The organism is Pseudomonas sp. HOU2, from assembly GCF_040729435.1.
Taxonomy (GTDB): Bacteria; Pseudomonadota; Gammaproteobacteria; order Pseudomonadales; family Pseudomonadaceae; genus Aquipseudomonas.
This window is the reverse complement of sequence record NZ_CP160398.1, coordinates 4,902,325-4,914,640: the sequence shown is the minus strand read 5'-3', so window position 1 is coordinate 4,914,640 and position 12,316 is coordinate 4,902,325. Positions and strand designations below refer to the sequence as shown.

General features: G+C 59.3%; 14 protein-coding genes. 5 read left to right on the top strand and 9 right to left on the bottom strand.

Annotated features, from left to right (window positions below):
- Positions 1–76 precede the first annotated feature (76 nt).
- Positions 77–940 carry a DMT family transporter gene (locus ABV589_RS22315; RefSeq protein ID WP_367083694.1) on the bottom strand — a complete coding sequence of 288 codons (864 nt, stop codon included), beginning with the start codon at positions 938–940 and terminating at the stop codon, positions 77–79.
- A 555-nt stretch (positions 941–1,495) separates the two neighbouring features.
- Between ABV589_RS22315 and ABV589_RS22310 the strand changes: the two genes are divergently transcribed.
- Positions 1,496–1,918: a hypothetical protein gene (locus ABV589_RS22310; protein ID WP_367083692.1), complete on the top strand. Its 423-nt coding sequence runs from the start codon at positions 1,496–1,498 to the stop codon at positions 1,916–1,918.
- A 35-nt stretch (positions 1,919–1,953) separates the two neighbouring features.
- Positions 1,954–2,112, top strand: a complete 159-nt coding sequence (locus tag ABV589_RS22305) for a hypothetical protein (protein WP_329699363.1) — start codon at positions 1,954–1,956, stop codon at positions 2,110–2,112.
- A gap of 58 nt (positions 2,113–2,170) precedes the next feature.
- Here ABV589_RS22305 and ABV589_RS22300 read toward each other — a convergent pair whose 3' ends face one another.
- Positions 2,171–3,109 carry an aspartyl/asparaginyl beta-hydroxylase domain-containing protein gene (locus ABV589_RS22300; protein WP_367083690.1) on the bottom strand — a complete coding sequence of 313 codons (939 nt, stop codon included), beginning with the start codon at positions 3,107–3,109 and terminating at the stop codon, positions 2,171–2,173.
- 184 nt (positions 3,110–3,293) lie between these two features.
- The gene (gene cysK, locus ABV589_RS22295) at positions 3,294–4,268 is read right to left on the bottom strand and encodes a cysteine synthase A (protein ID WP_007969612.1); all 975 of its coding nucleotides are present in this window, start codon (positions 4,266–4,268) and stop codon (positions 3,294–3,296) included.
- Between the two features lie 127 nt (positions 4,269–4,395).
- Between cysK and ABV589_RS22290 the strand changes: the two genes are divergently transcribed.
- Positions 4,396–5,472 (top strand): DUF748 domain-containing protein, encoded by a 1,077-nt coding sequence (locus tag ABV589_RS22290; RefSeq protein WP_367083688.1) that lies wholly within the window; start codon positions 4,396–4,398, stop codon positions 5,470–5,472.
- Here ABV589_RS22290 and ABV589_RS22285 read toward each other — a convergent pair.
- Both ABV589_RS22285 and ABV589_RS22280 read right to left on the bottom strand, forming a co-directional pair.
- Positions 5,469–5,966, bottom strand: coding sequence for a helix-turn-helix domain-containing protein (locus ABV589_RS22285; protein WP_367083686.1), 498 nt, complete (start codon positions 5,964–5,966; stop codon positions 5,469–5,471). The genes ABV589_RS22290 and ABV589_RS22285 overlap by 4 nt on opposite strands.
- A complete protein-coding gene (locus ABV589_RS22280; RefSeq protein ID WP_097086717.1) occupies positions 5,954–6,184 on the bottom strand; it encodes a DUF4160 domain-containing protein in 231 nt (76 codons plus the stop codon). The genes ABV589_RS22285 and ABV589_RS22280 overlap by 13 nt, the downstream gene beginning before the upstream one ends.
- 202 nt (positions 6,185–6,386) lie before the next feature.
- Here ABV589_RS22280 and ABV589_RS22275 point away from each other — a divergent pair, with 202 nt between their 5' ends.
- Complete coding sequence (locus tag ABV589_RS22275; RefSeq protein ID WP_003222636.1) at positions 6,387–7,232, top strand: MoxR family ATPase; 846 nt, start codon at positions 6,387–6,389, stop codon at positions 7,230–7,232.
- A gap of 12 nt (positions 7,233–7,244) precedes the next feature.
- Positions 7,245–8,423, top strand: coding sequence for a VWA domain-containing protein (locus ABV589_RS22270; protein ID WP_027614532.1), 1,179 nt, complete (start codon positions 7,245–7,247; stop codon positions 8,421–8,423).
- Between the two features lie 118 nt (positions 8,424–8,541).
- Here ABV589_RS22270 and ABV589_RS22265 read toward each other — a convergent pair whose 3' ends face one another.
- From ABV589_RS22265 to ABV589_RS22250, 4 genes are all read right to left on the bottom strand, one after another.
- Positions 8,542–9,456: a biotin-dependent carboxyltransferase family protein gene (locus tag ABV589_RS22265; RefSeq protein WP_367083684.1), complete on the bottom strand. Its 915-nt coding sequence runs from the start codon at positions 9,454–9,456 to the stop codon at positions 8,542–8,544.
- On the bottom strand, positions 9,453–10,157 hold the full coding sequence (locus tag ABV589_RS22260; protein WP_367083682.1) for an allophanate hydrolase subunit 1: 705 nt from the start codon (positions 10,155–10,157) through the stop codon (positions 9,453–9,455). Before ABV589_RS22260 ends, ABV589_RS22265 begins: the two co-directional genes overlap by 4 nt.
- A complete protein-coding gene (locus ABV589_RS22255) occupies positions 10,154–10,906 on the bottom strand; it encodes a 5-oxoprolinase subunit PxpA (protein WP_367083680.1) in 753 nt (250 codons plus the stop codon). Before ABV589_RS22255 ends, ABV589_RS22260 begins: the two co-directional genes overlap by 4 nt.
- A 63-nt stretch (positions 10,907–10,969) precedes the next feature.
- Positions 10,970–12,256 carry an MFS transporter gene (locus ABV589_RS22250; RefSeq protein WP_007969604.1) on the bottom strand — a complete coding sequence of 429 codons (1,287 nt, stop codon included), beginning with the start codon at positions 12,254–12,256 and terminating at the stop codon, positions 10,970–10,972.
- Positions 12,257–12,316: the final 60 nt, after the last annotated feature.

Genomic DNA, 12,316 nt, shown 5'->3' with positions numbered 1-12,316 from the left:
TACAGTTGAAGGCATTCTCAATGTAGGAGTGAGCCTGCTCGCGATGGCGGCCGAACAGCCGCCATCGGTTTACAGATCAGCTGGATTTACGGAACACAAACGCCAGCCCCACAATGATCAACAGCATCCCCAGCACACTCAACGCCGCCAGACGATTGCCGAAAATCAGGTAATCCATCACCGCCGTCACCGCCGGCACCAGATAGAACAGACTGGTGACATTCACCAGATTGCCCCGGGCAATCAGGCGATAGAGCAACAGCGTCGCCAGCACCGACACCACCAGCCCCATCCACAACACCGGCACGATGAAACCTGCGCTGTGTTCAAAGTGGAACGGCTGAAACGGCACGAACATCGCGCACAACAGCAGCCCGGCCAGGTACTGCACCGGCAGCGTGCCGAGGGGATTGTCGGTGATGCGTTTCTGCATGATCGACCCCAGAGTCATGCTCGCCAGCGCCAGCAGGCCGAACAGCATGCCCGCCCAGGACATCCCGGCCAGACCGATCCCCTGGTAAACCACCATGATCAGCCCGGCCAGCCCCAGCGCCAGGCCGAACATCCGGCTCGCCGAGCGCTGGCGCTCCATCAGCACCACTGTGAGGATCGGCTGTACGCCCATGATGGTCGCCATCACCCCCGGCGTGACTCTGGTGTTGAGGGCCAGCAGATAGAAAATCTGATACGCCCCCAACAACACCACGCCCGTTGCAATCGCAAACAGCATCGGCCTGCCGCCCTTGGGCAACTTCAACTTGAGCAGCGGCGCCAACAGCAGCAACCCACACAGCGCAATCACAAAGCGAATCAGCAGAAAGGCAAAGGGCGAAGCGTGGGCCAACCCCCATTTGGAGAAGATCGCCCCGCTGCTCCACAGCAGAACGAACAGGCTCGTGGACGTCGCCGCGAGCGCGGACTTTTTAGAAAGGACAAACATGAATACCACCTGTAGTCAGGCACATAGCCAACTCAGCCGTAGCTGAAATTCAGTAGTTGTTCTGGCGGGCGCAGGGGTCAGCAGAGAATGCCGATCAGCCCGAAACGCCAACGCCCGGCGGTGATACGACTGCGCACACCGGCGTGCTACTGACAGGTGGAGGGTAATGACTGATCTGCCCGGGCTGCTGATTCCCGCACGGCACGACGCCAGCGTTGACCGCTGAATCGACTACCGCGTTGATGAGGAATGCAGGCATCGGGACTGATCTTTTTTGACGGGATTGAAACGTGAATCAGCTGATTCACGAGCGCCGACTATAACCAGCGCGGGACATGGATTGCAACGATTTGGACAAAGGGCCAGCAGGGACAGCTCAATGGCAGGCGCATAGGCTGATGAGCAACGGATAGGCCCACTGATGGGGAGACAGGGAATGCTCGGGATCACATGCCAAGGGAACGGACATATTTGCGGTATCAGTTGTACAAGTCGCAGGCCAGGAAACAGGCAAGCATCGCTAAAGCTCTATTACAGCTTCCAGCAGGGCAAGACTTGTCGAAAGTACGCTTCGAACCCATTGATGCCATAGCACTGAGCGCGTTCGAGCTTTGGGAGAATCCACTTTTTTGCTGGCGAGAAGTTGCCGCATGGAAGTCACGAGAACCCCTGTCTCTGGATATCGCGATCTGGTTTGAAGAACAGCTTTGCGGACTGTGTTTCGTCAATCCGAACAAAAGCCGCCAACGTATTCGAATCGTCCGATTGGAAGGGCGACCCGGGAATTCTCACCCGCTGAAAAATCGTATCGGGACCTTGGCGATGATGGTCATCGATGAATTCGCCCAAATAATCGGTAGCAACTTCATAGAAGTCCAGGAGCCGATGCAGGGAGCAATTCCTGTTTACGCAAAGCTCGGCTTCAAATTTGATTTGGAAGGTCGTCTTGTCCTCGCAGTGGAGAGTAACGTATGGTGAAAACAGCTCAAGTAATGATCAATGAGGGAGGGAACATGCGCAAATCAGTCAAGAAATCCCCCACCAGGAAAAGATCAACCAAAACGGAAGGAACGATTGTCTCCTCCAAGCTATCTGCCAATCAGCAGCGTTTTCTGCAACTACTGATTACAGGCATAGAAGACGAACCCAACGTTCTCGCTGGACGCCGCTGACTCACAGACAATAAAAAACCGCTCACAAGGAGCGGTTTTTTTATTTCAACATCCGGCCTCAGCCAAACAGCCAATACCCCAGCAGCGTCAGCACCACCACCGCCAGCACCGGGCGCAGGACGCGGTAAGCCTTGGGATTGCGGCGCTTCCACTGTTTGACCACGCCGCTGAACCGGTCGCTGAAGTTCTTGCTCCAGGCGTAGGCCTGGTTGATGCCGCCGACACGTTCGTCGTCAAGGTTCTGCGGCGCGGTGGCGCGTCCCAACCAGGCGCTGATGGCGCGGTTGATGCGGGTCATCAGACGGTTGCTCAATGGCCGTTCGACGTCGCAGAACAGGATGACGCGAGTCTGTTCGGTCTCGTTCTTGACCCAGTGCACGTAGGTCTCGTCGAACATCACGTCTTCACCGTCGCGCCAGGCGTAGACCTGACCGTCGACGAAGATCCGGCAATCGTCGGAGTTCGGCGTCGACAAGCCCAGGTGATAACGCAGGGAGCCGGCAAACGGGTCACGGTGCGGATTCAGGTGGCTGCCACCCGGCAACAGCGCGAACATGGCGCCCTTGACGTTAGGTATCGCACTGACCAGCGCCACGGTTTTCGGGCACAGGGTTTCGGCCGACGGCAGCGGTTTGTCGTACCACTTGAGGTAGAAACGCTTCCAGCCTTTCTTGAAGAACGAGCCGAAACCGGCGTCATTGTTCTTTTCGGCGGCGCGGATATAGCCCTCGTCGAACAAGTGCATGGCTTCGTCGCGAATGGTTTCCCAGTTATCGCGCAGCACATCCAGTTCCGGAAACTTGCTGCGATCCAGATACGGCTTGGACGGCACACCGGAGAACAGGTACATCAGCGCGTTGTACGGAGCGAACAGCGCCGAGTGGTTGACAAACTGACGCAGGACCGGCAAACGCGCCTTGCCGCGCAAATGCACATAGAGGATGCTGCCCACAAACAGCAGCAACACCAACACCTTGGCGGCTAACGAAAAGGTCATCAACGACTCCTTGAATAAAGACAACGCTGCGCAATGCCCGTTACCCGGCATGGCAGCCGGCCATGATAAACACTACCGGCCTCGGGAAAAACCCGCCCAACCCAAGATTCAGTGTTAAGAATTGCGCAACAAAGCATTTATTAGCATAACGATCCTGAACCCCGGCTGATCTGAGTCAATTGGACTACTGCTGATTCTCCTGTTCGGTGAACAGATCGCTGAACAACATGCTCGACAAATAGCGCTCACCGGAGTCCGGCAGAATCACCACGATGGTCTTGCCCTGCATTTCCGGCTTCTCGGCCAGGCGCACCGCTACGGCCATGGCCGCGCCGCACGAGATACCGCACAAAATCCCTTCTTCCTGCATCAGGCGCAGCGCCATGGCCTTGGACTCGTCATCGGTGACCTGTTCCACGCGATCGACCATCGACAAATCGAGGTTCTTCGGCACGAAACCGGCGCCAATCCCCTGAATCTTGTGTGGGCTCGGCTTGATCTCTTCACCCGCCAGCGCCTGGCTGATCACCGGCGAAGACACCGGCTCCACTGCCACCGACAGGATCGGTTTGCCCTGGGTATTCTTGATATACCGCGACACGCCGGTGATGGTGCCACCCGTCCCGACGCCGGCCACCAGCACATCCACCGCACCATCGGTGTCGTTCCAGATTTCCGGACCGGTGGTTTTTTCATGAATCGCCGGGTTGGCCGGATTGTCGAACTGCGACGGCATAAAGTATTTGTCGGCGTCGCTGGCAACAATTTCGGCGGCCTTCTCGATCGCGCCTTTCATGCCCTTGGCCGGTTCAGTCAGAACCAGCTCTGCGCCCAGCGCCTTCAGTACCTTGCGCCGTTCGATACTCATCGAAGCCGGCATGGTCAGCATCAATTTATAACCGCGAGCTGCCGCAACAAAAGCCAGGCCAATACCGGTATTGCCGGAGGTAGGCTCGACGATGGTCATGCCCGGTTTGAGTTTGCCGCTGCTTTCGGCGTCCCAGATCATGTTCGCGCCGATCCGGCACTTGACCGAATAACCGGGGTTGCGCCCCTCGATCTTGGCCAGGATGGTCACGCCACGCGGCGCGATGCGGTTGATCTGCACCAGCGGCGTGTTGCCGATGGAATGGGCGTTGTCAGCAAAAATACGGCTCATGGCTGGGTCCTTATGCAGCATTGAATTCAGCGTTCCAAGGTATGCCTGTTGCCGGGCGCAGTCCAGTCGGGTCGAACGTCTGCGCCGCGCCACAGTCAATCGCTTACATCGTCAGGGAATTTTTGCCATGAAGCGTCGCTATAGCTGGCCAATAGGGATCTTTGTCGTCGTCGTTGTGCTGCTGATCGCCCTGCACATTGCCCTGCCCTACGTGGTGCGCGATTACCTGAACGGCAAACTGGCCGACATGGGTGATTACCGCGGCCAGATCACCGATGTCGATCTGGCCTTGTGGCGCGGCGCCTACAAGATCAACGGGCTGAAAATCGTCAAGGTCGACGGCAAGGTGCCGGTGCCGTTCGTCAACGCACCCGTGATCGATCTGGCGGTCAGTTGGCACTCGCTGTGGTACGACCATGCCGTGGTGGCACAGGTGCAGTTCTTCAATCCCGAGATCAACTTCGTCGACGGCGGAGCCAACAAGCAGAATTCCCAGACCGGTAAAGGCACCGACTGGCGGGCGCAACTGGGCAAGTTGCTGCCGATCACCCTCGACGAGGTGCAGATCCATGACGGCAAGATCAGTTTCCGCAATTTCAACTCCAAGCCGCCGGTCAACATGAACGCCACCAACGTCGAGGCCAGCATCTACAACCTGACTAACGTGGTCGACAAACAGGGCAAGCGCGATGCCCGTTTCGAAGGCAAGGCCAAGCTGCTCGGCCACGCACCGTTGGAAACCACGGCCACTTTCGATCCGCTGAGCAATTTCGAGGACTTCCAGTTCCGCCTGCGCGCCCGCGACATCGAACTCAAGAGCATGAACGACTTCGCCTCGGCCTACGGCAAGTTCGACTTCAACGCCGGGCATGGTGACGTCGTGATCGAAGCCCAGGCGAAAAAAGCCCAGGTCAGCGGCTACATCAAACCGCTTTTGCGCGATGTCGAGGTGTTCAACTGGCAGCAGGACGTGGAGAACAAGGACAAGAGCATCTTCCGCTCCGTCTGGGAGGCCATCGTCGGCGGCACGGAAACCGTGCTGAAGAACCAGGCCAAAAACCAGTTCGCCACCAAGGTCGAACTCAGCGGCAACGTGCATCAGCAAAACATCAGCGCATTCGAAGCGTTTTTGCAGATTTTGCGCAATGGCTTCATTCAAGCCTTTAATGCGAGGTATGAGCGGCCGAAGCCGGATGCGGGCTAATTCTTACGATTAACGACATATCGACCAGATTCTTCAGCCGCCAGCGTGGACTTTTGCTGCAATGAGTCCCAACCAAGACAAGCCAAGGCTAATGACCTTGGCACCGCCTCCCGCCCATTACTGTATCGGCTGATGCTGCGGGCACTGACACCCAGCGCCTCGGCTGCCTGATTCAGTGAGAGTCCGGTACGTGCACGCCAATCGATGAAAATCCGAGTGTTTTCATCGACAGTGTTTTGGGCCAGCGCATCCATATAAAGCGTGTCTGCGCCAATCTGTATATCGCGCTCAAGCCATTCGACCGTCCAGCCATTGTCGTCAAGGGTCGCAGCCGCAAACACTTCGGGATCAAGCAATGGTTGCAGACCTGGATAAGCGTGGATGTCTCGGCTCAGGTCAAGGGTCAGATCCTGACCATCAATAAAGGTCAGTTTCAATCGAAAACCTGACAGTGCCTGCACAGCCGTCAGACGAGGCCTTTTCATGGGTAACATCGTTTCCAGTCCTCCAGCAGTTGCACTTGATGAGCCGCAACCCAAGCCAGCGCTTCCTTGATAATCAGCGGCGGTGCCTTGCCCGTCATGACTTCGACGGTTTCAAGGCTCAGCATCACGTCCACTCCGCCACCGATCAAGTGGACATGGGGTGGCGGGTGATCCTTCTCACGTAACTGAATGCGGTATTTGTCGCGAAATCGGTATTTAGTCGTCATGCCCGACAGGCTATCGCCAAATCGGCGATACCTGAATACTGGCCTCTGGCCGAAACCGAGTCAACATGTGACGCCCCATTCAGAGACTGAATAAGCCGTCTGCGTTCACAGTCGACCGGGCTGCGCGTTATAGTCGGGGCATCCGATTTTTTCGCCCCCGCCCTGCCCGCGCAGGTCGGCGTTACCGTTCGAGGATTAGCAGATGAAGTTCGAAGGCACCCAGGCCTACGTCGCCACCGATGACCTGAAGCTGGCGGTCAATGCCGCCATCACCCTGGAGCGGCCACTGCTGGTCAAGGGCGAACCCGGCACCGGCAAGACCATGCTCGCCGAGCAACTGGCCGAATCGTTCGGCGCCAAGCTGATCACCTGGCACATCAAGTCCACCACCAAGGCCCATCAGGGTCTGTACGAGTACGATGCGGTCAGCCGTCTGCGCGACTCGCAACTGGGCAACGAAAAAGTCCACGATGTGCGCAACTACCTGAAGAAGGGCAAGCTCTGGGAGGCCTTCGAGTCAGAGGAGCGGGTGATTCTGCTGATCGACGAAATCGACAAGGCTGACATCGAGTTCCCCAACGACCTGTTGCAAGAACTCGACAAGATGGAGTTCTACGTTTACGAGATCGACGAGACCATCAAGGCCAAGAAGCGCCCGATCATCATCATTACCTCCAACAACGAGAAAGAGCTGCCGGACGCCTTCCTGCGCCGCTGCTTCTTCCACTACATCGCCTTCCCCGACCGCAGCACCCTGCAGAAAATCGTCGACGTGCACTACCCGGACATCAAGAAGGACCTGGTCAGCGAAGCGCTGGACGTGTTCTTCGACGTGCGCAAGGTGCCGGGCCTGAAGAAGAAGCCGTCGACCTCGGAACTGGTCGACTGGTTGAAGCTGCTGATGGCCGACAACATCGGCGAAGCAGTGCTGCGCGAGCGCGATCCGACCAAGGCCATTCCACCGCTGGCCGGTGCGCTGGTGAAGAACGAGCAGGACGTGCAGTTGCTTGAGCGCCTGGCGTTCATGAGCCGTCGCGGTTCTCGCTAAGAGGCTGATGCCATGTTGCTCAACCTGTTCAATGAAATGCGTGCAGCCAAAGTGCCGGTATCGGTGCGCGAGTTGCTCGACCTGATCAACGCGCTGAAGCAGCGCGTGACCTTTGCTGACATGGACGAGTTCTACTACTTGTCGCGGGCGATTCTGGTCAAGGACGAACGGCATTTCGACAAGTTCGACCGCGCGTTTGGCGCCTACTTCAATGGCCTGGAAAAACTCGACGATCACCTGCAGGCGCTGATTCCCGAAGACTGGCTGCGCAAGGAGTTCGAGCGTTCGCTGACCGACGAGGAACGTGCGCAGATCCAGTCCCTCGGCGGTCTGGACAAGCTGATCGAAGAGTTCAAGAAACGTCTGGAAGAACAGAAAGAGCGCCACGCCGGCGGCAACAAATGGATCGGCACCGGCGGCACCAGCCCGTTCGGTTCCGGCGGCTTCAATCCGGAAGGCATTCGGGTCGGCGATGCCGGCAAGCGTCAGGGCAAAGCGGTCAAGGTCTGGGATCAGCGCGAGTACAAGAACCTCGACGATTCGGTGGAGCTGGGCACGCGCAACATCAAGGTCGCCCTGCGTCGTCTGCGTAAATTCGCCCGTCAGGGTGCGGCGGAAGAGCTGGACATCGACGGCACCATCGACCACACCGCCAAAGACGCCGGCCTGCTGAATATCCAGATGCGTCCGGAACGGCGCAACACGGTCAAGCTGTTGCTGCTGTTCGACATCGGCGGTTCGATGGACGCGCACGTGAAGATCTGCGAGGAGCTGTTCTCGGCCTGCAAGACCGAGTTCAAGCATCTGGAGTACTTCTACTTCCACAACTTCATTTATGAGTCGGTGTGGAAGAACAACATGCGCCGCACGTCAGAGCGTTTCTCGACGCAGGATCTGCTGCACAAGTACGGCGCCGACTACAAAGTGATCTTCATCGGTGACGCCGCCATGGCGCCCTATGAAATCACCCAGGCCGGCGGCAGCGTCGAGCACTGGAACGAAGAGCCGGGCTACCTGTGGATGCAGCGCTTCATGGAGAAGTACAAGAAGCTTATCTGGATCAATCCGTACCCGAAGGACACGTGGGGCTATACCTCGTCGACCAATATCGTGCGCGATTTGATCGAGGATCAGATGTATCCGTTGACCCTGCGCGGGTTGGAAGAAGGGATGCGGTTTTTGTCCAAATAATCCAATGAGTGCGTGGCGAGGGAGCTTGCTCCCGCTGGACTGCGTAGCAGTCCCATACTTTTTTCAGATTAGAGGGGGCCGCTTCGCGCCCCAGCGGGAGCAAGCTCCCTCGCCACATCTAAAACCGCTGTAGATATTCGATGTGCTCCCGGTGCGCGACGTCCTGCACCACCGGCCGCAACCGCACCTGCGCCCCCGGCAGACACTGCGCCAGCCGCGCCAGCGCCAGCGGCGTCAACGCTCCCAACCGTGGATACCCGCCAATCGTCTGCCGATCATTGAGCAAGACAATCGGCTGTCCATCCGGCGGCACCTGCACCGCGCCCAGCGGAATGCCCTCGGAAATCATCGGCCGGCCCTGATACTGCAACGTGGTGCCCAACAATCGAATGCCCATGCGATCAGCACGACTGTCGAGCGTCCACGGACTGTTGAACACATCGAACAGACTCTGCCCGCTGAACTGGCCGATCTGTGCACCGAGCACCAGATCCAAAGGCGTATTCAGGCGCAAATCAGGTCGATGCGCCAGCGGCACTTCACGCACCTGCAGAACCGCACCGCGATAACTCAACGTCGCGCCCTTGGCCAACGGCAACCCCATGCCATCAAGACCACCGAGTTCTTCACGCACCACCGTGGCACTGCTGCCCAGCACCTGCGGCGCGTCGAAACCACCGGGCGCCGCCAGATAAGCCCGGGCGCCGAGCAGCGGTTGAGCGAACCTCAATGTCTGGCCCTTGCCCAGTTTGAAACTGCGCCACGGCGCCAGCGCCTGCCCGTCAATCTGCGCGCCGAGATCCGCCCCGGCCAGCGCCAGCAGGCAATCTTCCTGCGCCACCACGGCAAACCCGCCGAGGGTGATTTCGATCACCGGCGCATTTAATCCGTTACCCAATAACCAGTTGGCCCAGCTCATCGAGCACCAGTCCGCCGCGCCGCCCTGGGTCACGCCCAAATGGCGCACGCCAAAGCGCCCGGCGTCCTGCAACAGGCACAGCGGTGTGCTGGCTTCAATCGTCAGTCGGCTCATGCCTGCGCCTCCAGCGGTGTGTCATCGCCGCCCAAGTTGATGAACTCGGCGTGGCTCACCGCTTCGAAACGCACGGTGTCGCCGGGCTGCATCAGGCTGTAGCCGTCGCGATGGCGGTCGAACAGTTTCGCCGGGGTGCGGCCGATCAGGTTCCAGCCGCCGGGGGATACCACCGGATAAGCCGCAGTCTGCCGCTCGGCGATGCCGACGCTGCCGGCCGCGACTTTCTTGCGCGGGGTGTCCAGACGTGGCGCCGCGAGGATTTCTTCCACCAACCCCATGAAGGCGAATCCCGGTGCGAAGCCAAGGGCGAACACCTGATATTCGCGAGCGCTGTGCCGACGAATCACCTCCTCCACCGCCAACCCGCTGCGCTGCGCCAGCAGGCTCAGTTCGGGGCCGACACTCAGGTCGTACCAGACCGGCAACACATGGCACTGGCCGCCGGTGCGCGCATTCGGCGACAGATCGATCAGCGCTTCAGCGATCAATTCACGCGCCTGACTCGGGCTCAGCGCGCTCAGATCGTAATGCACCATCAACGTGGTGTAGGACGGCACCAGATCGATCAACTGCGCGCCAAATACCGTGCGCAAACGCTCACTGGCGGCGAGCATCCACGGCATGTTGGTTTCGGCAATTTCATCGAACAGGCGCAGCATCAGGCAGTCCAGGGCCACCACTTCAATCCGTGGGTTCATGGCGCGCTCTGCTGATTCAGGGCCTCGCGAATGCGCTGCACGGCGGCCACCGAACTGGCGTTGTCGCCATGCACGCACAAGGTGTTGGCCTGCAGGTGCAGCGCACTGCCGTCGCTGGCGACGAGGTCGCCGCCACGGGCGATGGTCAGGGCCTGTTCGATGATTTTTTCTGGCTGGTGATGCACCGCGCCTGGCAGTTGCCGCGAAACCAGTCGACCTGCGCTGTCGTAGGCACGGTCGGCGAAGGCTTCGAACCACAGGGTCACGCCGTATTCGTCACCGAGCTGTTGCGCCGCCGCGTTGTCACGGGTGGCCATCAGCATCAGCGGCAACGTGCGATCGTAAGCCGCCACAGCTTGAATCACCGCCCGCAACTGCGCCGGGTTGGCCATCATGTCGTTGTACATCGCGCCGTGCGGTTTGACGTAACTGACTCGCCCGCCCTGCGCCTTGCAGATGCCGTCGAGGGCGCCAATCTGGTAATGCAGGATGTCTTGCAGTTCCTGGGCGGAATAGACCATGGAACGCCGGCCGAAACCCACCAGATCCTGATAGGCCGGGTGTGCACCGATTTGCACGCCGTGGCTCAACGCCAGGCTGACGGTCTTGCGCATGATGCTCGGGTCACCGGCATGGAAGCCGCAGGCCACGTTGGCGCAGTCGATGAAGGGCATGACCTCGGCGTCCAGACCCATGGTCCAGCTGCCGAAACTCTCGCCGATGTCGCAATTCAATAGCAGGCGGCTCACGGTGAACACTCCTGTAGCTTCTTGTCTTTTTATCTGTAGGACGCTTGCCCGGCAGGTTATCAGTTACTGCGCATCCAGTTGCTTGCCACGGGTCTCCGGCAGGCTCAATGCGGCGAGGATCACCACGCCGTAGGACACCGCAGCAAACGCGCCGATACCCACACTCAACGGGACTTTCTGGCTGAGCAAACCAATCAACAGCGGAAACAATGCCGCCAGCGCCCGACCGATGTTGTAGCAGAAGCCCTGCCCTGAGCCACGAATCCGCGTCGGAAACAGCTCGGTGAGAAACGCGCCCATGCCGCTGAAAATCCCCGAGGCGAAGAAGCCCAGCGGAAAGCCCAACCACAGCATCACCCCGTTGCTGACCGGCATCTGCGTGTACAGCAGAACGATGGTGAACGAGCCGACCGCAAACAGGATGAAGTTCTTTTTCCGTCCCAGCAGATCGGTCAGATAGGCGCTGATCACATAGCCGACGTAGGAACCGACGATCACCATCGCCAGATACCCGCCAGTGCCCAGCACACTCAAGCCGCGTTCATTCTTCAGGAAGGTCGGCAGCCACGAGGTGATCGCGTAGTAACCGCCGAGCGCCCCGGTGGTCAGCAAGGAAGCGCGGAACGTGGTGAACAGCATGCCCGGGGCGAAGATCTCGTAGAACTTCGCCGGATTCTGCGGAGTTTGTGCAGCCTTGGCTTCGCGATAGATCTCCGGGTCTTTCACCAGACGCCGGACGAAGATCACGAAAATCGCCGGGACGATGCCGAGAATGAACAGCGCTCGCCAGGCATCTTCCGGTGGCAACACCGAGAACAGCAACGCATACAGAATCGCCGTCAGCCCCCACCCCAGCGCCCAGCCGGATTGCACCATGCCCACCGCTTTGCCGCGATCCTTGGCGCGGATCACTTCACCGATCAGCACCGCGCCGGCGGTCCATTCGCCGCCGAAACCGAAGCCCATCAGGGTGCGAGCGATTAGCAGCTGTTCGTAGTTCTGCGCGAAACCACAAAGAAACGTGAAGAAGGCGAACCACAGCACCGTCAGTTGCAGGGTGCGCACGCGGCCGATGCGGTCGGAGAGAATCCCCGCGACCCAGCCGCCGATGGCCGAGGCGATCAGGGTGCTGGTGTGAATCAGCCCGGCCTGTCCGGTGGTGATGCCCCACATGGCGATCAGGGTCGGCACCACGAAGCTGAGCATCTGCGTGTCCATGCCGTCCAGGCCATAGCCGATCTTGCAGCTCCAGAAGGTACGACGCTCTTGCTGATTGATGTTGCGATACCAGTCGAACGGGCCGGGGCGGGCCGTGCTCTTGGGGAGGTCGAGGGTGTCGGGCGCACGCATGGCAAGTCTCCGCAGGCTTTTATTGGTCTTGTTCGAAGTTCCGACGACGCCTATCGTGGG